This window comes from Streptomyces sp. NPDC032472 (assembly GCF_040636955.1).
GTDB lineage: Bacteria > Actinomycetota > Actinomycetes > Streptomycetales > Streptomycetaceae > Streptomyces.
This window is the reverse complement of record NZ_JBEZVK010000032.1, coordinates 35497-58181: the sequence shown is the minus strand read 5'-3', so window position 1 is coordinate 58181 and position 22685 is coordinate 35497. Positions and strand designations below refer to the sequence as shown.

Below are 22685 nucleotides of genomic sequence, written 5' to 3'. Positions count from 1 at the left end.
TTCCCGGCAGCAAACGATACGCCCGCGGGCCTAGGCCAAGGGTCCGGGACGCGGCTCGGACCCGGGCCCGATGTGCACCGCGGAAGGGCGAGACTAGCGTTCCCGGCGTGCCGAAGACGATTCCCGTACCCCTGCCGACCGCCCCCACCGTCCATCCTGAGGGGGTGAGCCACGACGAGTTCCGCGCCGCGATGTCCCGCCTGGCCGCGGGCGTGTGCCTGATCACCGCGCACGAACCCCCTCTGACCCCGGACGGCCCGCACGGCGAGGACGTCGGGATGACCGCCACCGCCTTCATGTCCGTCTCCCTCGACCCGCCGCTGGTCCTCGTCAGCCTGCGCGAGGGCTCCCGGATGGACGACCTGCTCGCCGAGCAGCCCCTGTGGGCGGTCTCGGTCCTCGCCGACCACCAGCTCCAGATCGCGGGCCGCTTCTCGATGAAGGGCCGCATCAGCGACCGGCTGCTCTTCGCCGACCTGCCGTACGTGCGCGGCGAGGCCTCCGGGGCCCCGCTGCTGACCGGCGCCCTGGCCACCCTGGAATGCCGCACCGAGAGCCGCGTCCCGGCCGGCGACCACACCCTGGTCATCGGCCGCGTCCTCGCCTCGGCCGTGCCCACCGCCGACGCCGCCCCGCTCGCCTACTTCCGCGGCCGCTACCGCCACCTGGCGCCGTAGCGGGGCGCGGGGCGTCGGGCACGGGGCGCGGTGCGTCGGGCGCGGGCCTACCAGTCGCGGCCCGAGCGGCCGCGCTTGGTCTCGCCGCGGGCCTTCTTCTCCCGCAGCCGCCGCTCGTTGATCCCCCGCGGGATCTTCGTCGCGCGTCGCGCCCGCGGCGGCGGGGCCGTCGCCTCCGCCAGCAGCGCCGCCATCCTGACCAGCGCCATCTCCCGGTTGCGCAGCTGCGAGCGGTGCTCGGAGGCCCGTACGGTCAGCACCCCGTCCACCAGACGCGCAGCGAGCCGCTCCAGCGCCCGCTCCTTCCACTGCGGCGGCAGCGCCTTCGTGGCGGCCAGGTCGAACAGCAGCTCCACCCGGGAGTCCGAGGTGTTCACGTGCTGCCCGCCCGGCCCGGAGGAACGCGAGAACCGCCAGGAGAGCTCCGCCTCGGGGAGCTCCACCGCACCGCGGATGACATGGGGACCGGACATGCCCCCCATGATCCCGCCCCCGCCCCGCGGCGTCACCCGCATTTCCCGCCGCCGCGCTGGAACCCGCCGACCCTCTCCCCGCGTTATGAAGGTCAGCGGTACCGTGGCCGCATCTCGCGGTCAGGCCACACGAAGGGACACCAGTTCACCATGGCAGTAAGCCTCTCCAAGGGCGGCAACGTCTCGCTCACGAAGGAGGCCCCCGGCCTCAGCGCCGTCACGGTCGGCCTCGGCTGGGACGTGCGCACGACGACCGGTGTCGACTTCGACCTGGACGCCTCGGCCATCGCCGTCAACACGATGGGCAAGGTCGTCTCCGACGGCCACTTCGTCTTCTTCAACAACAAGTCCACCCCGGACCAGAGCATCGTCCACACCGGTGACAACCGCACCGGCGAGGGCTCCGGCGACGACGAGTCCATCAAGGTCAACCTGGCCGCCCTCACCCCCGACGTCGACAAGATCGTCTTCCCGGTCTCCATCTACGACGCCGAATCCCGCAGCCAGAACTTCGGCCAGGTCCGCAACGCGTACATCCGCGTCGTGAACCAGGCCAACGGCGCCGAGATCGCCCGCTACGACCTCTCCGAGGACGCCGCCACCGAGACCGCCATGGTCTTCGGCGAGCTCTACCGCAACGGCGCGGAGTGGAAGTTCCGCGCCGTCGGCCAGGGCTACGCCTCCGGCCTGGTCGGCATCGCCCAGGACTTCGGCGTCAACGTCTGAGTCCGGCCACTGCCGCCACCCTGACCGGCGCCCGCGCCGACGGCGCGCCCGCCAGCAACGCAAGCCCCCTCCCGTCCGGGGAGGGGGCTTCGCCGTGCCCCGCACGCAGGGCACGGCAGCTAACGTGCGGGAATGATCCTCGAGCCCCTCACCGGCGACGACGACGGCACCCTGCCTGGCCCCCTCCTCACCGAGATCGCCGCCCTCTACGCCACCAACCACGCCTTCTTCGAGCTCAGCGGCGACTTCCCCGACCCGCACCGCATCACCGTCGAACAGGTGGCCGCCGCCCTCACCGACGAACTCGCCCACGACGGCGCCGAGGTACTCCTCGCCCGCTCCGCCGGCCGCCTCGTCGGCCTGGCCGCCACCCTCGCCCACCACCCCGACCCCGCCTCCGGCGACCCGGACCCGTGGATCGGCCTGCTCCTCGTCGACGCCACCGCCCACCGCGCAGGGCACGGCACCCGCATCGCCGCCACCGTCGAGGACCGCTTCCGCACCGCCGGCCGCACCGCACTGCGCCTGGCCGTACTCGACAACAACCCGGGCGCCAGGGACTTCTGGGCCTCCCGCGGCTACACGTTCCTGCGCCACGCCAAAGACCTCGAACACGGCCGCGACTGCACCGTCATGCGCAAGGAACTCCTCGGACCCGAGTAAACCCGGGCGGGGAGCCGGAGCGGGGGCCGGGCAGCCGGAGCCCGGCGGGACCCCAGGGGGACGGACGTCAGTGCGGCCGGTCCTTGCCGTACAGCCACACGTCCCACACCTTCTTCAGGTCCAGCCCCGTCTTCCGCTCGGCATAGGCCGTGAAGTCCTTCGTACTCGCGTTGCCGTGCCGGTGCTCGGCCACCCAGCCGCGCAGCAGCGCGAAGAACCGCTCGTCACCCGCCTCCTGCCGGATCCGGTGCAGCACCATCGCACCGCGGTAGTACACCGGGTCGTCGGAGATGTTCCGCGCCGACGGCGGCTCCGCCGGCGCAAACGCCGCCCAGTCCGTGCCCGCCGCCCTGTCGACCGAGGTGTCACCGGCCAGGAACGCCTCGAAGCGGCGCTGCGCGCTCACCCCGCCGTGCTCCTCGTCCCACAGCCACTCCGCGTACGTCGCGAAGCCCTCGTTGAGCCACATGTCCTTCCAGGACTCCGGCGAGACCGAGTCGCCGAACCACTGGTGGGCCAGCTCGTGCAGCAAGAGCCCCGGCTCCTTCGGCGCACCCGAGAACACCGGCCGGGTCTGCGTCTCCAACGCGTACGTCAGCGTCCCGTCCGGGACCACGATCGCGCCCGCCGTGGAGAACGGGTACGGGCCGAAGCGCGCACTGCCCCAGTCCACCATCTCCGGCAGCCGCGCCAGCGCCTGCCGGGCCTCCGCCGCCTCGCCCGGCGCCACCGCCGTGTGCAGCGGCACCCCCGCAGGGGTCCGCCCGTCCGACACCTCGAACCTGCCCACCGCCGCCGTCACCAGATAGCTCGCCACCGGCTCCGGACTGTGCCACACGAACTCCGTACGGCCGCCGCCCGCATCGGTGCGCGAACGCAGCTCGCCGTTGGAGACCGCCTCGAAGCCGCGCGGGACCGTGAGCTTGATGTCGTACGAGGCCTTGTCGCTGGGATGGTGGTTGCCCGGGAACCAGGCCATCGACCCCACCGGCTCGCCGAGCGCGACGACCCCGCCCGCGCCCCCGGCCTCGAAGGGGATCCAGCCCTCCTTCGAACCGTCCGGATCCGACAGCGTCCGGGGCCGGCCGCTGTAGTCCACCTCCGCACGGAAGACCTCCCCAGCCGTCAGGTCCTCCGCAGGACGCACCGTCAACTCGTTGCCCGTGCGGTTGAACCGGGCCTTCTCGCCCTGCACGCTGACCCCCTCGACCTTCAGACCGGCGAGATCGAGGTTGAACGAGCTCAGGCCCTGCTCCGCGCGCGCCGTGATCACGGCCGTGCCGTGCAGGACCCCGTCCGCCGGGTCGTAGTCCAGGTCCAGCGCGTAGTGGTCGACCTCGTAGCCGCCGTTGCCCGCCTTCGGGAAGTACGGATCCCGCAACCCCGAGGCACCCGGCCGCCCGTGCACGGGGCTGCCCGTACACCCCGCGACCAGGGCGAGCAGGGCCGCGGCGGCGGGCACGGCGAGGCGGCGGCGGGTGAGCCGGGCGGGACGGGCAGACGCGCGGATATGCACGGAGCCGATCCTAGGGGGCGCCTTGTCGTACTACGGTCCGGTTCGGCCTCGCGGGGGCGAGGCCGAACCGGACCGAGGGGAGCCCAGAAGGCGGAGGCCGGGGGAGGTGGCGGGAGGGGACTACTTCTCCAGGGCCTCGACGCCCGCCTTCGCGTACTTCTCGTCCAGGTCCCCGCTCGGCGCGCCCGCCACACCGATGCCCGCCACCGGCGCACCGCCCGCCTGCACCGGCGTGCCACCGCCCAGGAACAGCGTCCCGGGAATGTCCTTCAGGTTCGGGGCCTGGGCCAGCCGCCCCACCAGCACCGACGTCGGAGCGTTCCACGACACCGCCGTGAAGGCCTTGCGCTGCGCCGACTCGTACGACTGCGGGCCCGCACCGTCACCGCGCAGCGTGACGATGGTGTTGCCGTTGCGGTCCACGACCGCGACCGTCACCTTCTGGTTCTCCTTGCGGGCCGCCTCCAGCGCCGCCTGCGCCGCACGAGACGCCGCGTCCACGGTCAGGTGCGTCGTGGTGGTGAAGTTCTTGTCGCTCACCTCGCCGTCCTTCTTCGCCACGGCGGCCGCCGGAGCCGACTCGGGCTGCGCGGCACTGGCGCTGACCGCGCCGAAGGTCCCGGCGCCGAGCGCGACGGCGAGGGCGGTACCGGTCAGAACGCGGGTGCGGGTCTTCATCTCTGCTGCTCCTGCTGGGTTGCCGGGTGCGGGGACATCGGGTCCTTGTGCTGCATCCAGCCTCGCCCCGAAACCCCCGCCCGCCCGTCCCCGTACCGGCTCGCACCCGCTGCCCCACCGGTCGACCCCCGTATCGTCCGATCGGCTGATGCGCACCCGCCCGCCGCCCCGCTTGGCTGGACGGCGCCATCGCCCGCCGCCGGGCACGATGGAGCAAGAGACCGACCCGGGAGCCCGCCGTGACCCACGTGACCCGAGCGCCGTCGCGGAAGGCCGACACCCGCATGCTGGCCACCGTCATGCACACGGCGTTCTTCCTGCTGCTCGGCGCATCCGTCGCCCGCTTCCTGCTGCGCCACCCCGGCTCCCCGAACACCCCGTGGATCATCGCCCTCAGCGCCGCGCTCGCCCTGCTGTACGTCCTCGGCCCCGCCCTCGGCCCCGCCCTGGGAGCCACACCCACCCTCCGCCGGCTGACCTGGCTCGGACTGGTCGTCACCGCCTGGGTCGTCCTCGTCGTCCTCGCCCCCAGCTTCGCCTGGTGCGCCGTCCCCCTCTTCTACACCGCCCTGCGCACCCTCCCACCCCGCGCCGCCATCGTCCTGGTCGCCCTCCTCACCGTCTTCGTCGTCGCCGCCCAGCTGAAGCTGTCCCACGGCTTCGACCCCAACCTCCTCCTCGCCCCACCCGCCATCGCCGCACTGGCCACCGCCGTCTTCGTCCACATGGAACGCCAGGCCCAAGCCCAGCGCGCCCTCATCGACGACCTCATCCGCACCCGTCGCGAACTCGCCGCCACCGAGCGCCGCGAAGGCACCCTCGCCGAACGCCAGCGGCTCTCCATGGAAATCCACGACACCCTCGCCCAGCACCTCTCCAGCCAGCAGATGCTGCTCCAGGCCGCCGACCGCGTCTGGGACGGCGACCCCGCCACCGCCCGCGCCCACGTCCGCACCGCCACCGGCATCGCCGCCCGCGGCCTCGCCGAAGCCCGCCGACTCGTCCACGACCTCGCCCCGCCCGAGCTCGCCGGCGGCGCAGGCCTCGCCGACGCCCTGCGCGCCCTCGACGCCGGCCCCGACATCGACGTCCGCTTCCACCTCGAAGGCACCCCCGCACCCCTGCCCGACCGCGTCCAGTCCGCCCTCCTGCGCGTCGCCCAGGGCGCCCTCGCCAACGTCCGCGAACACGCCCACGCCCGGAACGCAGCCCTCACCCTCAGCTTCCTCGGCGACCAGGTCGTCCTCGACATCGCCGACGACGGCCACGGCTTCACCGAACCCCGCACCCCAGGCAGCGACGACCGCGGACACGGACTCCCCGCCATGCGGGCCCGCGTCGGCCAGCTCGGCGGCACCCTCACCATCGAATCCACCGCCGGCGAAGGCACCGTCCTGTCCGCAGCCATCCCCCTGGAGCACCACCCGTGACGACCCTCCTGCTCTGCGACGACCACGCCGTCGTCCGCGCCGGCCTGCTGGCCCTCCTCGGCAGCGCCCCGGACATCGAAGTCCTCGGCGAGGCCGGCAGCGGCGAGGAAGCCGTCGCCCTCGCCGCCCGGCTCCAGCCCGACGTCGTCCTCATGGACCTCCAGCTCGGCGAAGGCATCGACGGCGTCGAAGCCACCCGCCGCATCACCACCGCCGAAAACCCGCCCCACGTCCTCGTCCTCACCACCTACGACACCGACGCCGACATCACCCGCGCCATCGGAGCCGGCGCCACCGGCTACCTCCTCAAAGCCGAACGGCCCGAGGAACTCTTCGCCGCCATCCACGCCGCCGCAGCCGGCCGCACCACCCTCTCGGCACCCGTCGCCAGCCGGGTCATGGCCGCCATGCGCGGCACCCGCCCCACCCTCACCGACCGAGAACTCGACATCCTGGGCCAGCTCGCCCGCGGCCTCGGCAACCGCGACATCGCCCGCGCCCTGTTCATCAGCGAAGCCACCGTCAAAACCCACCTGGGCCGCATCTACGACAAACTCGGCGTCGACACGCGGGCGGGCGCGGTGGCGGTGGCAAAGGAACAACGACTCCTGCCGTAACGGGGGGCCGGGGCGCACACTCCCCCACCCCCGCCAGCAGACCCGGCCCCGGGCCGGCCCGACATCCCAGGCCTAGGCCCCCTGCAGCCGGCCGCACCGTCCGCAGGGGCCGACCGGCGCCCGGACCGGGACCGCCGCCCGGACCGGGACCGCCCCCCGCCCACTCCCGCACCCACCCGTGACACCATCGGATACGTGCTCGACATCGGCTACTCCCTCTCCCGGCGCTTCCCGGACCCCCCGCAGACCGACTACCGCTCCGCGGACGTCCACTCCCTGCGCCACGACCTCTTCTGCGGGGACGTCTACCTCGCCGACACCGTCTCCGACCGGGAATTCTCCACAGCCTGGGGATGGGTGCCCGTACTGGACTTCGCCTGGGCCCTGTGCGACATCGTCGAGCGCCTCGACGAGGACCCGCGCGGCAGCCGCTCCGCCGACCGGCGCTTCGCGGAGCTCGACTTCACCGAGTCGACGGACCGCATGCTCTTCGAGCGGCGCTTCGGGTGGGTCGACATCGAGGCGGACTGGATGCCGCCCGAGGAAGAACCGCTGACCTTCAGCCACAAGCTGCTGCGCCGCGAGGCCCGCGACTTCCTGCACGACCTGATCGCCGACCTGATCGACATGCACGAGTCCCTGGCCGACAACCCCATCATCTGGACCCTCCAGTCCCGCTTCCCCCGCGTCCCGGCCTGACCGAACCCGCACCGGGGCCCCCGGCCGGGCCTGGACCCGGCCCGAGCGCGCGGGGGGCGCCGGCGCGGCGCTGGCCGAGTACGGCACGGCCCGAGTGTGGCGCGGGCGCGACCCGAGCACGGCCCGAGTCCGCGGGGCGGGCGCAGACACGGTCACGGGTACCTGGGCCGGTGCGGGGACGGGGTGCAGCCGCGGGTACGCGTCCGGCGCGGGTACGCGTCCGGCGCGGGTACGCGTCCGGCGCGGGTACGCGTCCGGCGCGGGTACGCGTCCGGCGCGGGTACGCGTCCGGCGCGGGTAAACCGCTGCGCGGAGCCGCTTCCCCACCCCGCCCCTTCCCGCTGTGCCCGATAGCGGCTTCGCCGCGTGCGGGGCCTGCGGCCCCGGCCCCGCCTGGGGCCCGGGCTCCGCCCGGCCCCCGTTCCGTGCGCTCCGCGCCGGGTGCGCTCAACCGCCGCGCGGGCTGGATCTCCCGCTCCGTGCCGGTGCGCTCAACCGCCGCGCGGGCAGGGTGCCCCGCCCAGCGGCCCAGCCGCCACCAACGGCCAATCTCCAGCCGACCTGCACACCCACCCCGAGGACACGCCCAATCCCCCCACCGCGCCGCCTGAGACGAGCGTCCAGCAAATCCACCCCCGTCGGCGATTGAGGCGCGGGGTCCGGGGCGGAGCCCCAGCAAGCCCGGGTGCAGCCCCGCCCCACAGCTGGGGCCACGGGCCAGCGCATCCAGCCGTGGCCGACGCTCGAAACGGGCCCGGCAAACTCAGCCTCGCCGGCGATTGAGGCGCGAGGTCTGGGGCGGAGCCCCAGCAGCCCGGGCGCAGCCCCGCCCCACAGCCGGGCCAGGAGGCCAGCGCATCCACCCCCGGCCGACGCCCGAGACGGGGCCCGGCAAACTCAGCCCCGCCGGCGATTGAGGCGCGGGGTCCGGGGCGGAGCCCCGATCTTTGAGCCCCGCCGGCGGTTGAGGCGAGCGGGGGCCGGGGCGGAGTCACGGGATACGGAGAAAGGGTGGGGCGGGGACGGGCTCCGCGCAGCGGCCGGCACCGCCATCCGCACCGGCCGGGCTACGGGACGACCCGGAGGCCCAGCTGGGCCGCCAGGGCCGGGGCCAAGTCCAGGAGTTGGGCCGGGGTGATCACCGCCCCGGCTAACGACTCGACACCCCGCACAACCTCCAGCTCCACCGCCCCCCGCACATCCACATCCACCATCCGCGCCCCCGCCACGTCCGCCCCCCGCACCACACACCCCCGAAACTCGACCCGCTCCAGCACCGCCCCCGCAAAATCCGGCTCCACGAGCACACACCCCTCGAACACCACATCCCGCAACCGCGCCTGCCGCAGGTTCAAGCAGTCGATCTTCCCGCCCCGGAACACCACCCGCTCCAACACCGCCCCGTACAGCTGCACCCCACCCAACCGCGCATCCACCAGCTCCACGTCCCGCAACGAGGCCCCGGACAGGTCCGTCCCCACACCCCGGACCCCCTCCCACACCGAGTCCAGCACCCGCGCCTTCGCCAACCCCGTCCCGTCCAGCACGCACCCCCGCAGCGCGCAATCCATGAACCGCGCCCCGACCCCCTCTTGCCCGCTCAGGTCCGCCCCCGCGAACTCCACCGCGTCGTAATCCCCCTCCGGCTCCAGAACGCCACCGGCCGGCCACCCGCCCAGCTCCGGCAGCCGCACCTCCGGTCGCCGCGCCTTCTTCACCGTCTGCTGCTGCCCGCGTCGCGTCGCCATCCCCCCATCGTGCCCGCCACCACCGACAACGCCCCCCACACACAGCCGCATCAGCCGCATCAGCCGCACCTTGACCTCGACTCCACTTGAGGTCGGAGGGTGGCCTCCATGAACACCACCACCACCGCCACCACCATGCGCGCCGTCCGCCTCCACGCCTTCGGCCCCGCCGACAACCTCACCCCCGAACACACCGAAGCCCCCACCCCCGCCCCCGGCCAAGTCCGCATCGCCGTCGCCGCCGCCGGCGTCCACCTCCTCGACACCACCCTCCGCCAAGGCATCCAGGGCCCCGCCCCCACCCTCCCCGAACTCCCCACGATCCCCGGCCGCGAAGTCGCCGGCACCGTCGACGTCCTCGGCCCCGGCACCGACCCCGCCTGGCTCGGCCGCCCCGTCGTCGCCCACCTCGGCTTCGCCCCCGGCGGTTACGCCGAATACGCCGTCACCGACGCCGCACGCCTCCACCACATCCCGCCCGGCCTCGACGCCGCCCAGGCCGTCGCCATGATCGGCACCGGCCGCACCACCATGGGCATCCTGCAGTTCGCCGACCTCGGCCCCGACTCCATCGCCCTCGTCCCCGCCGCCGCCGGCGGCATCGGCACCCTCCTCGTCCAGTACGCCCGCCACGCCGGCGCCACCGTCATCGCCCTCGCCGGCGGCCCCGCCAAAACCGCCACCGCCACCGCCAACGGCGCCCACCTCGCCCTCGACTACACCCGCCCCGACTGGCCCACCGCCGCACGCGCCCACCTCGACGCCCTCGGCCGACCCGGCGCCACCGTCCTGTTCGACTCCGTCGGCGGCACCACCGCCCGCGCCGCCCTCGGCCTCCTCGCCCCCGACGCCCGCCACCTCGTCTTCGGCTGGTCCTCCGGCGCCCCCGCCCCCCTCACCGACACCGACCGCGCCGACCTCGAGACCCGCCGCATCACCACCCACAACGTCCTCGGACCCGCCATGCTCCAAAAAGCCGGCACCGACAACCCCCTCCGACTCCTCGAAACCCGCGCCCTCGCCGAAGCCGCCGCCGGCCGCCTCCGCCCGGCCCTCCAGCGCTACCCCCTCGACCGGGCCGCCACCGCCCACCACGACCTCGAAACCCGCGCCACCACCGGCAAAGTCATCCTCGAACCCTGAAGCCGCCCCTCAGCCGGAACCCAACCGCCGCAACGCCCCCTCCGCCAGCCGGTACACCGTCCACTCGTCCTGCGGCCGCGCCCCCAAGGCCTCGTAGAAAGCGATCGTCGGCTCGTTCCACTTCAACACCGACCACTCCAGCCGCTCATACCCCCGCTCCACACACAACCGCGCCAACTCCCCCAGCAACGCCTTCCCGTACCCGCCCCCACGCGCCCCCGGACGCACGTACAGATCCTCCAGATAGATCCCGTGCACCCCCCGCCACGTCGAGAAGTTCAAGAACCACAACGAGAACCCGACCGGCTCCCCCTCCCCCGACACCGCCACATGCGCAAACGCCGCCGGCCGCTCCCCGAACAACGCCTGCCGCAACTGCTCCTCCGTCGCCCGCGCCTCGTGCGGCACCCTCTCGTACTCCGCGAGCTCGCGGATCATGGCATGGATGACGGGAACGTCTTCGACCTCAGCACAACGGATCATCCCCGCAGCCTAGGCCCGCCCCCCGGGCCTCCACAGGGCCCACCCCGCCCGCCCCCGCACCCACCAAACCGCCAGGTCCCCGCCCCCGAAACCCGACACCCCGACCCTGGACGCCCCTCCAGAACCCCGTGTACCAACTCCCCCATGACCATCAACGGCGGCATCTCCTTCTGGCACGCGACGACCGCCACCCCCACCCGGCCGCCCCGCACCCCCCTCACCGGCGACACCACCGCCGACGTCGCCATCGTCGGCGGCGGCTACACCGGCCTGTGGACCGCCTACTACCTCAAGACCTCCGCCCCCGACCTCCGCATCACCGTCCTCGAAGGGAAGTTCTGCGGCTACGGGGCCTCCGGCCGCAACGGCGGCTGGCTCTACAACGGCATCGCCGGCCGCGACCGCTACGCCCGCCTCCACGGCCACGCCGCCGCACAACGCCTCCAACAGGCCATGAACGCCACCGTCACCGAGGTCATCGACACCGCCGCCAAAGAAGGCATCGACGCCGACATCCACCACGGCGGCGTCCTCGAAGTCGCCCGCACCCCCGCCCAACTCACCCGCCTCAAAGCCTTCCACGCCGCCGAACTCGCCTTCGGCGAAACCGACCGCCAACTCCACGACGCCGCCGCCACCCGCGCCCGCATCGACATCGCCGACGCCGTCGGCTCCACCTGGACCCCCCACGGCGCCCGCATCCACCCCCTCAAACTCGTCGACGGCCTCGCCGCAGCATGCGAACGCCTCGGCGTCGTCATCCACGAGTCCACCCCCGTCACCGACATCGCCCCCCGCCGCGCCACCACCCCCTACGGCACCGTCCGCGCCCCCTTCGTCCTGCGCTGCACCGAAGGCTTCACCGCAGGCCTCAAGGGCCACAAGCGCACCTGGCTCCCCATGAACTCCTCGATGATCGTGACGGCCCCCCTCCCCGACTCCACCTGGGACCGCATCGGCTGGACCGGCGCCGAAACCCTCGGCGACATGGCCCACGCCTACATGTACGCCCAGCGCACCGCCGACGGCCGCATCGCGATCGGCGGCCGCGGCGTCCCGTACCGCTACGGCTCCCGCACGGACCACGACGGCACCACACAACCCTCGACCATCGCCGCGCTCACCCGCCTCCTGACCGACTTCTTCCCGGCCCTCGCGGGCGTGGAGATCACCCACGCCTGGTCGGGCGTCCTCGGCGTCCCCCGCGACTGGTGCGCCACCGTGGCCCTGGACCGCGCCACGGGCCTCGGCTGGGCCGGCGGCTACGTCGGCTCGGGCGTCGCCACCTCGAACCTGGCGGCCCGCACCCTGCGCGACCTCGTCCTGAACGACACCACGGAGCTGACCGCCCTGCCCTGGGTCAACCACCGCGTCCGCCACTGGGAGCCGGAGCCCTTCCGCTGGCTCGGCGTCCAGGCCCTGTACGCGGCCTACCGCGAGGCCGACCGCCGCGAGGCCGCCACCCACACCCCGACGACGACCCCACTGGCCCGCCTGGCAGACCGCATCTCGGGCCGGCACTGACCACGTCCGCACAAGCGGAAGGCCCCGGATCTTTGATCCGGGGCCTTCCGCTTGTGTACGAATTTCCTGGCCCGGCAAGCCGCTGACCTGGGATGGAGCCCCCTGTCGGATTCGAACCGACGACCTACGCTTTACAAGAGCGCCGCTCTGACCGGACTGAGCTAAGGAGGCACATGTGACACTGCACAGCGCAGAATCGCCTTCACTTTACACACCCCAGAGCCCTGACCGCGAAGAACTTTCCGGCCTCCGTAACCTCTCGCCCTCCAGTTCGTTATCCGTACTGAAGTGCACGTCCGACTATCGGAGTGTCGGGCTGGGGAGGGGCCGTGACGGAAGCTGCAGCTCAAGGAACCCGCATCGTGGGAGACGAGGCCCCTACCCGAACGAGTCCCAAGCAGAGCAGTTGAGGAGGACGTTCGGAGCCTGTCGGTGGGTCTCCAACGAGGGACTGGCCCTGCGGGTGAGCGCCTGGCAAGAGCACCACGTATCGGTCGGCTTTGCCGAGACATCGCGGGCGTTGACCGGCTGGCGGCGCGCCAGCGAGACCTCCTGGCTCCAGGACGTCTCCTCGACCGTGCTCCAACAGGCGCTGCGTCACCTCGATACTGCCTTCACCCGCTTCTTCAGGGGCATGGCGAACTACCCGAAGCCGAAGCGCAAGCATCGATCCCGAGACTCGGCCACCTACGTCCGTACGGGCTTCCGCTGGCACGAGGATCCCGAGCGGCCCGGGACCGGGCTTCATAGCCCTGGCCAAGCAGACCGAGCCCCTCGACATACGGTGGTCGCGCCCGCTCCCCGCCGGGGTGCACCCGGTGAAGCTCACGGTGACCCGTGACCGCGCCAGCCGATTCTTCCTGTACGTCCTCGTCGAGGAGCAGATCCGCGAGAAGATCGCCAAGCTCTACGCCTTGATCAGCGACGTACGCAAGGACCAACTCGACCAGCTCACCACCCGCCTCGTGCGCGAGAACCAAGTGCTCGTGGTGGAAGGCCTGGCGGTCGCCAACTGATGCGGTCCGCTTCCGGTCCGGGCAGGCGACGGAAAGCGAAACTCAACCAATCGATCACCGACGCGGCGTGGGGAACGATTCTGGCCATGCTTCGCTACAAGTGCGAGTGGTACGGTCGCACGCTGGTGATCGTCGACCGCTTCTTTCCCTCGACCCGTCGCTGTTCGGCGTGCCACGCGAGGGGTAACCGGCTCGATGTGTCGATCCGCTCGTGGACCTGCGGGAAGTGTGGGACTGTCCACGACCGCGACGTCAACGCCGCCCTGAACCTGCGGGACGAAGGCCTTCGGTTGTACTGGTCGGTGGCGATGGCCCTCCCGCCGGGCCGGGTGCCGCCGGCCGTGATCCGGGCCTCGGAACTGCCAGAGTGTGTGGTCGCCTGAACCACGCAAGAGAACAGGCCGGCGGGCCGTCGGTTTCAGCCTGTGGAGTTCGCGTCAGTCCACGTGGTGGGGTCCTCAGGGCCTCGTCTCACGGCAGCGGACGGCGAAGCAGGAAACGTTGCTCGCGAGTGCGACGACTGGGTCCAAGAGCGGTGCTCTTGCCCAGAAGGTCAAAAGGGATCTGCTCTGCCCTTGCTGAACCATTCCGGCAGAGGTGGAAGTCACCCCGGGTCGGGTGCTGACAGGAGGCGCAGCGGCAGGTAGCGTCGGGCGGAAGTCCGCTTCTGTGGACTAGACCCATTACTTCCTTCCACTCGGATCGTCCGGCACGTTCCTGCCGGTAGAAGGGATGCATCACCATGGCTTCCGTCACCTTCGACAAGGCGACCCGGCTCTACCCCGGCGGGGACAAGCCCGCCGTCGACGAGCTCGACCTGCAGATCGAGGACGGCGAGTTCCTCGTCCTCGTCGGCCCCTCCGGCTGCGGCAAGTCCACCTCCCTGCGCATGCTCGCGGGCCTGGAGGACGTCAACGGGGGCGCCATCCGCATCGGCGACCGCGACGTCACCCACCTGCCGCCCAAGGACCGGGACATCGCGATGGTGTTCCAGAACTACGCGCTGTACCCGCACATGACCGTCGCCGACAACATGGGCTTCGCCCTGAAGATCGCCGGCGAGGACAAGGCCACCATCCGCCGCAAGGTCGAGGACGCGGCGAAGATGCTGGACCTCACCCAGTACCTGGACCGCAAGCCCAAGGCGCTCTCCGGCGGTCAGCGCCAGCGCGTCGCGATGGGCCGGGCCATCGTCCGCAAGCCGCAGGTCTTCCTGATGGACGAGCCGCTGTCGAACCTCGACGCCAAGCTCCGCGTCTCCACCCGTACGCAGATCGCCGCGCTCCAGCGTGACCTGGGCATCACCACGGTGTACGTCACGCACGACCAAGTCGAGGCCATGACGATGGGCGACCGGGTGGCGGTGCTCAAGGACGGCCTGCTGCAGCAGGTGGACACCCCGCGGAACATGTACGACCGTCCGGCGAACCTGTTCGTGGCCGGGTTCATCGGCTCTCCGGCCATGAACCTGGTCGAGGTTCCGATCACCGACGGGGGCGTGAAGTTCGGCGACAGCGTCGTCCCGGTGTCGCGCGAGGCGCTCGCGGCGGCCGCGGACGCGGGCGACCGGACCGTGACGGTCGGCGTGCGTCCGGAGCACTTCGACATCGGTACCGAGGGCGGTCTGACGATCACGGTGAACGTGGTCGAGGAGCTCGGTGCGGACGGGTACGTGTACGGCAGCACCTCCAAGGCCGACGGCGGCCAGGACATCGTGGTCCGCGTGGGCGGCCGCCAGGTCCCGGAGAAGGGTTCGAGCCTGCACGTGGTGCCGCGGGCCGGTGAGATCCACGTGTTCTCGACCTCGTCCGGGCAGCGGCTGTCCGACTGATCCCGCGCAGAGGCAGACGCGCAGATGCACTCGAAGGGGCGCTCCCGCCGGGGCGCCCCTTCGGGCATGCTGTGCCGGGTGGGCGGATCGGGCATTCGCCGCCGGTCGTCAACCCGGGATTCGAAAGATCACGTCGAACGATCCCCCGACCGGGTGACCAACTGTCGCCATGCCATCACCGAACGCTACTCTCGCCTTCGTGACCCACACTGCCCGCCGAATCGGCCGTTCCCTCGCCCTGGTCCTGCCCGTCGTCCTGGTCCTGTCCGGGACCCTCGCGGTCACCATGGTTCCCTGGGCGGACAATTCTTCGTCCAGGATCCTGACCGCCTCCGCCGAGGACGTCTCCGTCCCCGCGAAGCCGCGCGCGCCGCAGGACGTGCTGCGCGACAAGCTGCTGGGGGAGCTCCAGCAGGGCGAGACGCCGGGTGACGTCCTGACGCACCTGCAGCAGGAGGTGGACAAGCGGCCGTCGCTGGCCGGCCACTGCATGGGGATCGCGCGGGCGCTGGGGCGGGCCGCGGTGGAGGCGTACGGGCCGACGAAGGCGCAGTCGTTCGCGCGGCCCGTGTGCGACACCTCGTACGCGACCGGTGTGGCTTCCATGGGCTGAGGGCCTGGTTGCGGGGCTGGGCCTCTACGCTGGCGCCCATGACCGACGTACCTCCCGCTCCCCGTTCCGATTCCGATGCTTCCGCGGCCGCGATTCCGGCCGCCCTGTCCCAGGCGCCCACGCAGGCGGTGGTCCTGGCGGGCGGCCAGGGGTCGCGGCTGCGGCCGTATACGGACGACCGGCCGAAGCCGATGGTGGAGATCCCGGGGACCGGGGTGCCGATCATCGGGCACCAGCTGGCGTGGCTGGCCGCGGAGGGGGTCACCGATGCGGTGGTCTCGTGCGGGCACCTGGCCGAGGTACTGCAGGACTGGCTGGCCAAGGCCGATCTGCCGTTGCGTGTGACGACGGTGGTGGAGGCGGAGCCGCTGGGTCGCGGTGGAGGTCTGAAGTACGCGGCGCGGCATCTGCCGCATCCGGAGCGGCCGTGGTACGCGACGAACGGGGACATCTGGACGCGGTTCTCGTTGCGGGAGATGGCGGCGTTCCATGCGGAGCGGGGGGCGACGGCGACGCTGGCGTTGGCGCGGCCGCGGATCCCGTGGGGTGCGGTGGAGACGAACGAGTTCGGACAGGTGCTGGATTTCATCGAGGCTCCGCCGTCGCCGTATCTGATCAATGCGGGGGTGTACGTGTTCGCTCCGGAGTTCACGGCGTTGCTGCCGGATCTGGGGGATCACGAGCGGACGACGTTTCCGCGGTTGGCGCGTGAGCGGCGGTTGGCGGGTTTCCCGCTGCCTCAGGGCGCGTACTGGCGGGCGATCGATACGGCGAAGGATCTGACGGAGGCGGCGCGGGAGTTGGCGGGGCAGGGCGGTTCCTGAGGTCTCCTGAGGGCTCTTGAGGGCTCTTGAGGGCTCTTGAAGTCTTGGACGACTCTTGAGGTCTCCTGACGCCTCTTGAGGCCTTCTCAGCTCCCTGCGTGCGTGCGTTGCGTGCGTATGTGGGAAAGGGCCGGGGCCCGGTGCGCTGTTGCGCGCCGGGCCCCGGCCCTTGGTGGTGCGGGGGGTGTGTCAGCCGAGGAGGCCGCCGACGAGGCCGGGCTTCTTGGAGGGGGTTTCGCCGCCCGAGGTGCTTCGGGTGCCGCTGCTGGAGGAGGTCGGGGCCTTGGGGGCGGTCTGCTTGGTGGTGGTGCCGCTGGTCTGGCTGCCGGCGGCGCCGCGGCTGGCGGCGGGCGACTGCGAGCCGGTGCCGGTGGTTTCGCGGGTGGTGCCGGCGGTGCGGCCCGGCTTGGTGGAGGGGGCGGTGGCGCTGGGGGTGGGTTCGGCGGGCTTGGTGGGCTGCTGGCTGGTGGGCTGCTGCTGGGGCTTGCCGGGTGCCTTGGGCAGCGGGGAGCCGGGGAGGTAGTTGCTGGGTTCCTGGCCGGGTCCGGGGACGGTGACGACGGTGCTGGAGCGGACGGCGCCGCCGAGGAGGGAGCCGGTGAGGAGGGTGAGTCCGCAGACGACGGTGGCCATGACGGCTCCGCGGCGCAGGACGCGGCGGCGCAGGGTCCAGAGGTCGGAGCGGGGTCCGAGGGTGCGCCAGGCTTCGCCGGCGAGGCGTCCGTCGAGGGAGTAGACGGGGGCGCCCGCGATGATCAGGGGGCTCCAGGCGGCGAGGTAGATGATGTCGGGCGCGTCGTAGGCGGGGACGGTCTTCCAGCTGACGGTCATGAGCAGGGCGGCGGACAGGAGTGCGCCGAAGCAGGCGGCGAAGCGCTGCCAGAGGCCGAGGACGGTGAGGACGCCGACGATGACCTGGAGGAAGGCGACGGTGAGTCCGGCGCCGACGGGGTGGGCGAGGGCGAAGTCGCGCAGGGGTTCGGCGAGGGCCCAGGGGTGGAGGGTGCGCAGCCAGGTGACCATGGATCCGCGTTCGCCGCCGTCGAAGTAGACGGGGTCGCAGAGTTTGCCCATGCCGGCGTAGATGGAGATGAAGCCGAGGAAGACGCGCAGGGGGAGGAGGACGACGCCGAGGTTCATGCGGCGGCCGGGGTAGTAGGAGGCGTGGCCGCGGTTGTCGGTGGCGGTGCGGCGGGTGGCGTCCTGCGGGGGGCCGTCGGTGTACGGGGTGTCGGTGTACGGGCCGGCGTGGTGGGCGCCGTCGTCGTACGCGTCGTGGTCGTACGGGTCGTGGTCGTACGGGCTGTGGCCGTACGGGCTGTGGCCGTACGGGGTGTGGCCGGCGGGGCCGGCGGGGTGGGGCAGGTCGCGTGCGGCTGTGAGGGGGCGGGTTTCGTCCGCTTCGCGGTCGCGGTAGCTGCGTTGTCCGATGACGGTGGGGGTGGGGACGGTGTCGCCGGCGAGGTCGTGGGCGAGGTCGACCCGGGGGATGACCTGGGTGGCGCCGCCGTCGTAGTCGTCGTGTCCGCGGCCGTGTTCGCGGACGGCCTGGAGGAGTCCGCCCATGGCGGCGGTGTCGCCGGGGGCGGATTTGCCGCTCCAGACGACGGGGGCGCGGCGGCGGGCGGCCCCCGCGCCGGCGGCGGCGCCGACTGCGGTGAGGGCGCCGCCGAGGGCGGGGACCCGGCCGGGTGCGTTCGCGGGCTTGGAACGCGCGCTCGGGCTCGGTGCGAGCCGCACGCGGAAGCTGGCGTGGTTGACGATGACCTGTGCGGGGTCGCACGGCACCTTGACCATGCTCAGCGCGGGCTGGTCGTCGAACCCTGACGTTCTGGTGTCCACACTCATCTAACCGAGTGATCAGTGTTTAGGACACTGCCTTGACGGCAGGGATGTGTCCGAGGCCCGTCAAGATCAAGCCACCCCGCCCGGAACGGGCGGGGTGACACGCTCACGGGTCACGGTGCGTGAGCCAAGTGGCACAACCTGCGGGGGCCGGGACGTGCCGGTGGGCTCGTGCGGCGGCCGGTTCAGGCGCGGCGGCGGGCGGCCTCGTAGAGGACGACGCCCGCGGCGACTCCGGCGTTGAGGGATTCGGCGCCGCCGGGCATCGGGATGCGGACGAGGTAGTCGCAGTTCTCGCCGACGAGGCGGCCGAGGCCCTTGCCCTCGGAGCCGACGACGATGACGACGGGGCCGGCGAGGGCGTCGAGGTCGGCGACGGAGTGCTCGCCCTCGGCGGCGAGGCCGACGATGGCCAGGCCGGCCTTCTTGTACTCCTGCAGGGCGCGGGTGAGGTTGGTGACGCGGGAGACCGGGGTGCGGGCGGCGGTGCCTGCGGAGGTCTTCCAGGCGCCGGCGGTCATGCCGGCGGCGCGGCGCTCGGGGATGACGACGCCGTGGCCGCCGAAGGCGGAGACGGAGCGGACGATGGCGCCGAGGTTGCGCGGGTCGGTGACGCCGTCGAGGGCGACGATGAGCGGGTCCTCGCCGTTGTCGTAGGCCTCGGCGGTGAGGTCCTCGGGGTGGGCGTACTCGTAGGGCGGGACCTGGAGGACGAGGCCCTGGTGGTTGAGGCCGCCGGTCATGCGGTCCAGCTCGGGGCGGGGGGCCTCCATCAGGTTGATGTTGCCGCGCTCGCCGGCCAGCTTGAGCGCCTCGCGGACGCGCTCGTCGTTGTCGATGAACTGCTGGACGTACAGGGTGGTGGCGGGTACGCCGTCGCGCAGGGCCTCGAAGACGGGGTTGCGGCCGACGACCATCTCGCTGGTGCCCTTGGGGCCGCCGCGGCGGGGGGCGGGGCGGCGCTTGGCGGCCTGCCTGGCGATGGCGTTGGAGATGCGGAAGGCCTTGTGGCCCTTGCGGTCCTCGGCCTTGGGCGTGGGGCCCTTGCCCTCCAGGCCCTTGCGCCGCTGACCACCGCTGCCGACCGTGGCGCCCTTCTTGTTGGACGTGCGGCGGTTCCTGCGCTGGCTGTTCCCGGCCATGACCTCTACCTGTTTTCGTTGGTGCTGCGGTACGTACGTATGAAGAGTGTGCCGCCCGGAGGCCCGGGCGGCACAACAGAGCTGGTCCGGGCGGTGTCGCCTCAGCGGGGGCCGAGGGTCCAGCGGGGACCGGTGGGGCTGTCCTCGATGACGAGACCGGACTGCTGGAGCTGGTCGCGGATGGCGTCGGCGGTGGCCCAGTCCTTGCGGGCGCGGGCGGACTCGCGCTGCTCGAGGACGAGCCGTACGAGGGTGTCGACGGCGCCGTGGAGCTCCTCGCCGCGGTCGGTCTCCTCGGACCAGTGCGGGTCGAGCGGGTCGAGGCCGAGGACGCCGAGCATGGCGCGGACCTCGGCCAGGCGGGCGATCGCGGCGTCCTTGTCGTCGGCGGCGAGGGCGCTGTTGCCCTGGCGGACGGTGGTGTGGACGATGGCGAGGGCCTGGGGGACGCCGAGGTCGTCGTCCATGGCCTCGGCGAAGGCGGGCGGCACCTCGGGGGCGGGGTCGACGGTCTTGCCGGCCTTCTCCACGACGCGCTGGCAGAAGCCCTCGATGCGGGCGAAGGCGGACTCGGCCTCGCGCAGGGCCTCCTCGCTGTACTCGATCATCGAGCGGTAGTGCGGGGTGCCGAGGTAGTAGCGCAGGACGATGGGGCGCCAGGTCTTGACCATCTCGGAGACGAGCACCGAGTTGCCGAGGGACTTGGACATCTTCTCGCCGGCCATGGTGACCCAGGCGTTGTGGACCCAGTACGTGGCGAACTCGTCGCCGTAGGCCTTGGCCTGGGCGATCTCGTTCTCGTGGTGCGGGAAGATCAGGTCCAGGCCGCCGCCGTGGATGTCGAAGGCCTCGCCGAGGTACTTGTGTGCCATGGCGGAGCATTCCAGGTGCCAGCCGGGGCGGCCGCGGCCCCAGGGGGTCTCCCAGGAGGGCTCGCCGGGCTTGGCGGCCTTCCACATGGCGAAGTCGCGGGCGTCGCGCTTGCCGGTCTCGCCCTCGCCGGAGGGCTGGAGCAGGTTGTCGAGCTCCTGGTTGGACAGGCTCAGGTAGCCGGGGTAGGAGCGGACGTCGAAGTAGACGTTGCCGTCGGCCTCGTAGGCGTGGCCGCGCTCGATGAGGCCGCGCATCATCTCGATCATCTCGGGTACGTGGCCGGTGGCGCGGGGCTCGTAGGTCGGGCGCAGGCAGCCGAGGGCGTCGTAACCGCTGTTGAACGCGAGTTCGTTCTCGTAGCCGATGGACCACCAGGGGCGGCCCTGCTCGGCCGACTTGGCGATGATCTTGTCGTCGATGTCGGTGACGTTGCGGATGAAGGTGACGTCGTGGCCGCGGTAGGCGAACCAGCGGCGCATGATGTCGAAGTTGAGGCCCGAGCGGATGTGCCCGATGTGCGGGGCCGCCTGCACGGTGGCACCACAGAGGTAGATCGAGACGCAGCCCGGGACGAGCGGGGTGAAGTCGCGGATCTGCCGGGCGCTGGTGTCGTACAGGCGAATGGTCACGGGATCCAGGGTAGTGGGCCGGTGGCAGTGCCCCGCGACCCTTTGGGGGCGCGGGGCGGTTTGTCGTCCCGGTCGTGTCGTGCGGGGCCGTCCGGTACGGGCGGTCAGGGCTGGTTTGTCCGGTAGACCAGGGCGGTGGCGATGGCGGCGAGGCCTTCGGCGCGGCCGGTCAGGCCCAGTCCGTCGGTGGTGGTGCCGGAGACGGAGACGGGGGCGCCCGCGGCGGCGGCGAGCGCCTTCTGTGCTTCGTCGCGCCGTTTGCCGATCTTCGGGCGGACGCCGATCACCTGGATGGCGATGTTGCCGATCTCGAAGCCCTCGGCGCGGACGATACGGGCGGCCTCGGCCAGGAGGGTGACGCCGGCGGCGCCGGACCACTCGGGGCGGGAGGTGCCGAAGTGGGCGCCGAGGTCGCCGACGCCGGCAGCGGAGAAGAGGGCGTCGCAGGCCGCGTGGGCGGCGACGTCGCCGTCGGAGTGGCCGGCGAGGCCGTCCTCGCCCTCCCAGAGCAGGCCCGCGCACCACAGTTCGCGGCCGGTCTCGAAGGCGTGGACGTCGGTGCCGATGCCGACGAGCGGGATCAGGGGGGCGCCTTCGGGGCTAGTACGCATCGGTGGCCCTCCTGCGGGCGAGTACGGCCTCGGCGAGGACCAGGTCGAGCGGACGGGTGACCTTGAAGGCCTCTTCGTGGCCGGGGACCACCATGACGGTGGTGCCGAGCCGTTCCACCATTGCGGCGTCGTCGGTGGCGCCCTCGCCGTTGACGGCGATGGTCTCGTGGGCCTTGACGAGCGTGGCGAGGTCGAAGCCCTGCGGGGTCTGGACGGCGCGCAGCCGGGCGCGCTCGGGCGTGGCGACGACCGGCTCGGGCTCGCCGGGTGCGGCGGCGGGCTCGACCTCCTTGACGGTGTCGGCCAGGGGCAGTGCGGGCACGACGGCGGGGGCGCCGTCGCGGACGGCCTCGACGACGGCGTCGACGGTGTCGACGGGGACCAGCGGGCGTGCGGCGTCGTGGATGAGGACGGAGGTGACGTCCGGCGGGAGGGCTGCGAGGCCGGCGCGCACGGATTCCTGGCGGGTGTCGCCGCCGGGGACGACGAGGACCTCGGTCCTCTCGGGCAGCGGGTGCTCGTCGAGGAGGTGGCGGACCTCGGCGGCGCCGTCGGACGGGGCGACGACGACGACCAGGGACACGGCCCGGGAGCGGGCCATGGCGCGGACGGCGTGGATGAGCATGGGGGTGCCCCCGAGGGCCCGCAGGGCCTTGGGGGCGCCGGGGCCGAGGCGTACCCCGCGGCCGGCGGCCGGGATCACGGCGGCCGTGCGGTGGGGACGCGGTTCGTCAGACATCAGTAGCTCCGAGCCAGGTTTGTGACTTCGGCCGACGTGGGTATGGCCTTGGGAGTGCCGGGTGCGACGCCCTCGCCCCTTCCGTGACGACCGGTCGAGCCGGCTGCCCGGACCCGGCACGGGTCAGTGATGAGTACGCGTACGCAGTGACGGTGCAGGCGGCCACGGCGGTACGGGCGGTACGG

Annotated in this window: 24 protein-coding genes and 1 tRNA gene; 14 read left to right on the top strand and 11 right to left on the bottom strand. The window is 72.5% G+C overall.

What is annotated here, in order from left to right:
* Positions 1-107 precede the first annotated feature (107 nt).
* Positions 108-677 carry a flavin reductase family protein gene (locus AB0F11_RS22330; protein WP_362176416.1) on the top strand — a complete coding sequence of 190 codons (570 nt, stop codon included), beginning with the start codon at positions 108-110 and terminating at the stop codon, positions 675-677.
* A gap of 47 nt (positions 678-724) precedes the next feature.
* Here the strand turns inward: AB0F11_RS22330 and arfB are convergent, their stop codons facing one another.
* Positions 725-1150, bottom strand: coding sequence for an alternative ribosome rescue aminoacyl-tRNA hydrolase ArfB (gene arfB / locus AB0F11_RS22325; RefSeq protein WP_362176413.1), 426 nt, complete (start codon positions 1148-1150; stop codon positions 725-727).
* 150 nt (positions 1151-1300) lie between these two features.
* Between arfB and AB0F11_RS22320 the strand changes: the two genes are divergently transcribed.
* The gene (locus AB0F11_RS22320) at positions 1301-1876 is read left to right on the top strand and encodes a TerD family protein (RefSeq protein ID WP_362176410.1); all 576 of its coding nucleotides are present in this window, start codon (positions 1301-1303) and stop codon (positions 1874-1876) included.
* Positions 1877-2008: 132 nt separating this feature from the next.
* Positions 2009-2539: a GNAT family N-acetyltransferase gene (locus tag AB0F11_RS22315; RefSeq protein WP_362176407.1), complete on the top strand. Its 531-nt coding sequence runs from the start codon at positions 2009-2011 to the stop codon at positions 2537-2539.
* A 67-nt stretch (positions 2540-2606) separates the two neighbouring features.
* On the opposite strand, the gene AB0F11_RS22310 is transcribed toward AB0F11_RS22315, so the two are convergent.
* Together AB0F11_RS22310 and AB0F11_RS22305 are read right to left on the bottom strand one after the other, a co-directional pair.
* Positions 2607-4055 (bottom strand): M1 family metallopeptidase, encoded by a 1449-nt coding sequence (locus tag AB0F11_RS22310; RefSeq protein WP_362176404.1) that lies wholly within the window; start codon positions 4053-4055, stop codon positions 2607-2609.
* A gap of 120 nt (positions 4056-4175) precedes the next feature.
* Complete coding sequence (locus tag AB0F11_RS22305) at positions 4176-4733, bottom strand: heme-binding protein (protein ID WP_362176401.1); 558 nt, start codon at positions 4731-4733, stop codon at positions 4176-4178.
* A gap of 284 nt (positions 4734-5017) precedes the next feature.
* Between AB0F11_RS22305 and AB0F11_RS22300 the strand changes: the two genes are divergently transcribed.
* From AB0F11_RS22300 to AB0F11_RS22290, 3 genes are all read left to right on the top strand, one after another.
* Positions 5018-6163: a sensor histidine kinase gene (locus tag AB0F11_RS22300; protein ID WP_362176490.1), complete on the top strand. Its 1146-nt coding sequence runs from the start codon at positions 5018-5020 to the stop codon at positions 6161-6163.
* The gene (locus AB0F11_RS22295; RefSeq protein WP_362176398.1) at positions 6160-6780 is read left to right on the top strand and encodes a response regulator transcription factor; all 621 of its coding nucleotides are present in this window, start codon (positions 6160-6162) and stop codon (positions 6778-6780) included. The genes AB0F11_RS22300 and AB0F11_RS22295 overlap by 4 nt, the downstream gene beginning before the upstream one ends.
* A 195-nt stretch (positions 6781-6975) precedes the next feature.
* The gene (locus AB0F11_RS22290) at positions 6976-7479 is read left to right on the top strand and encodes a hypothetical protein (RefSeq protein ID WP_362176395.1); all 504 of its coding nucleotides are present in this window, start codon (positions 6976-6978) and stop codon (positions 7477-7479) included.
* A gap of 1067 nt (positions 7480-8546) precedes the next feature.
* Here AB0F11_RS22290 and AB0F11_RS22285 read toward each other — a convergent pair.
* A complete protein-coding gene (locus AB0F11_RS22285; protein ID WP_362176392.1) occupies positions 8547-9227 on the bottom strand; it encodes a pentapeptide repeat-containing protein in 681 nt (226 codons plus the stop codon).
* A 135-nt stretch (positions 9228-9362) separates the two neighbouring features.
* On the opposite strand from AB0F11_RS22285, the gene AB0F11_RS22280 reads away from it, so the two are divergent.
* Positions 9363-10370, top strand: coding sequence for a zinc-binding dehydrogenase (locus tag AB0F11_RS22280; RefSeq protein WP_362176487.1), 1008 nt, complete (start codon positions 9363-9365; stop codon positions 10368-10370).
* 9 nt (positions 10371-10379) lie between these two features.
* Here the strand turns inward: AB0F11_RS22280 and AB0F11_RS22275 are convergent, their stop codons facing one another.
* Positions 10380-10853, bottom strand: coding sequence for a GNAT family N-acetyltransferase (locus tag AB0F11_RS22275; RefSeq protein WP_362176389.1), 474 nt, complete (start codon positions 10851-10853; stop codon positions 10380-10382).
* A gap of 144 nt (positions 10854-10997) precedes the next feature.
* Between AB0F11_RS22275 and AB0F11_RS22270 the strand changes: the two genes are divergently transcribed.
* Positions 10998-12377, top strand: coding sequence for an FAD-binding oxidoreductase (locus AB0F11_RS22270; RefSeq protein WP_362176386.1), 1380 nt, complete (start codon positions 10998-11000; stop codon positions 12375-12377).
* A gap of 93 nt (positions 12378-12470) precedes the next feature.
* Here AB0F11_RS22270 and AB0F11_RS22265 read toward each other — a convergent pair.
* Positions 12471-12548, bottom strand: a tRNA-Thr gene (locus AB0F11_RS22265).
* 4 nt (positions 12549-12552) lie between these two features.
* Between AB0F11_RS22265 and AB0F11_RS22260 the strand changes: the two genes are divergently transcribed.
* The 6 genes from AB0F11_RS22260 to AB0F11_RS22235 all read left to right on the top strand — a co-directional run bounded on the left by AB0F11_RS22260 (position 12553) and on the right by AB0F11_RS22235 (position 16661).
* Positions 12553-13218 (top strand): transposase, encoded by a 666-nt coding sequence (locus tag AB0F11_RS22260; protein WP_362176383.1) that lies wholly within the window; start codon positions 12553-12555, stop codon positions 13216-13218.
* Entirely contained in the window at positions 13196-13393 is a 198-nt protein-coding gene (locus AB0F11_RS22255) for a transposase (protein ID WP_362176380.1), read from the top strand. The genes AB0F11_RS22260 and AB0F11_RS22255 overlap by 23 nt, the downstream gene beginning before the upstream one ends.
* On the top strand, positions 13393-13776 hold the full coding sequence (locus AB0F11_RS22250) for an RNA-guided endonuclease TnpB family protein (RefSeq protein ID WP_362176377.1): 384 nt from the start codon (positions 13393-13395) through the stop codon (positions 13774-13776). The genes AB0F11_RS22255 and AB0F11_RS22250 overlap by 1 nt, the downstream gene beginning before the upstream one ends.
* Before the next feature lie 359 nt (positions 13777-14135).
* On the top strand, positions 14136-15224 hold the full coding sequence (ugpC, locus tag AB0F11_RS22245; RefSeq protein ID WP_362176374.1) for a sn-glycerol-3-phosphate ABC transporter ATP-binding protein UgpC: 1089 nt from the start codon (positions 14136-14138) through the stop codon (positions 15222-15224).
* Positions 15225-15423: 199 nt separating this feature from the next.
* Positions 15424-15837 (top strand): hypothetical protein, encoded by a 414-nt coding sequence (locus AB0F11_RS22240; RefSeq protein ID WP_362176371.1) that lies wholly within the window; start codon positions 15424-15426, stop codon positions 15835-15837.
* A 104-nt stretch (positions 15838-15941) separates the two neighbouring features.
* Positions 15942-16661 carry a nucleotidyltransferase family protein gene (locus AB0F11_RS22235; protein ID WP_362176484.1) on the top strand — a complete coding sequence of 240 codons (720 nt, stop codon included), beginning with the start codon at positions 15942-15944 and terminating at the stop codon, positions 16659-16661.
* 189 nt (positions 16662-16850) lie between these two features.
* Here the strand turns inward: AB0F11_RS22235 and AB0F11_RS22230 are convergent, their stop codons facing one another.
* The 5 genes from AB0F11_RS22230 to ispD form a co-directional block, all read right to left on the bottom strand.
* Positions 16851-18509, bottom strand: a complete 1659-nt coding sequence (locus AB0F11_RS22230; protein ID WP_362176368.1) for a DoxX family membrane protein — start codon at positions 18507-18509, stop codon at positions 16851-16853.
* 182 nt (positions 18510-18691) lie between these two features.
* Entirely contained in the window at positions 18692-19648 is a 957-nt protein-coding gene (rlmB, locus tag AB0F11_RS22225) for a 23S rRNA (guanosine(2251)-2'-O)-methyltransferase RlmB (RefSeq protein WP_362176365.1), read from the bottom strand.
* A gap of 101 nt (positions 19649-19749) precedes the next feature.
* Positions 19750-21150 carry a cysteine--tRNA ligase gene (cysS, locus tag AB0F11_RS22220; RefSeq protein ID WP_362176362.1) on the bottom strand — a complete coding sequence of 467 codons (1401 nt, stop codon included), beginning with the start codon at positions 21148-21150 and terminating at the stop codon, positions 19750-19752.
* A gap of 104 nt (positions 21151-21254) precedes the next feature.
* Positions 21255-21761, bottom strand: a complete 507-nt coding sequence (gene ispF / locus AB0F11_RS22215; protein WP_362176359.1) for a 2-C-methyl-D-erythritol 2,4-cyclodiphosphate synthase — start codon at positions 21759-21761, stop codon at positions 21255-21257.
* Positions 21751-22500: a 2-C-methyl-D-erythritol 4-phosphate cytidylyltransferase gene (gene ispD / locus AB0F11_RS22210; RefSeq protein WP_362176356.1), complete on the bottom strand. Its 750-nt coding sequence runs from the start codon at positions 22498-22500 to the stop codon at positions 21751-21753. The genes ispF and ispD overlap by 11 nt, the downstream gene beginning before the upstream one ends.
* Positions 22501-22685 lie beyond the last annotated feature (185 nt).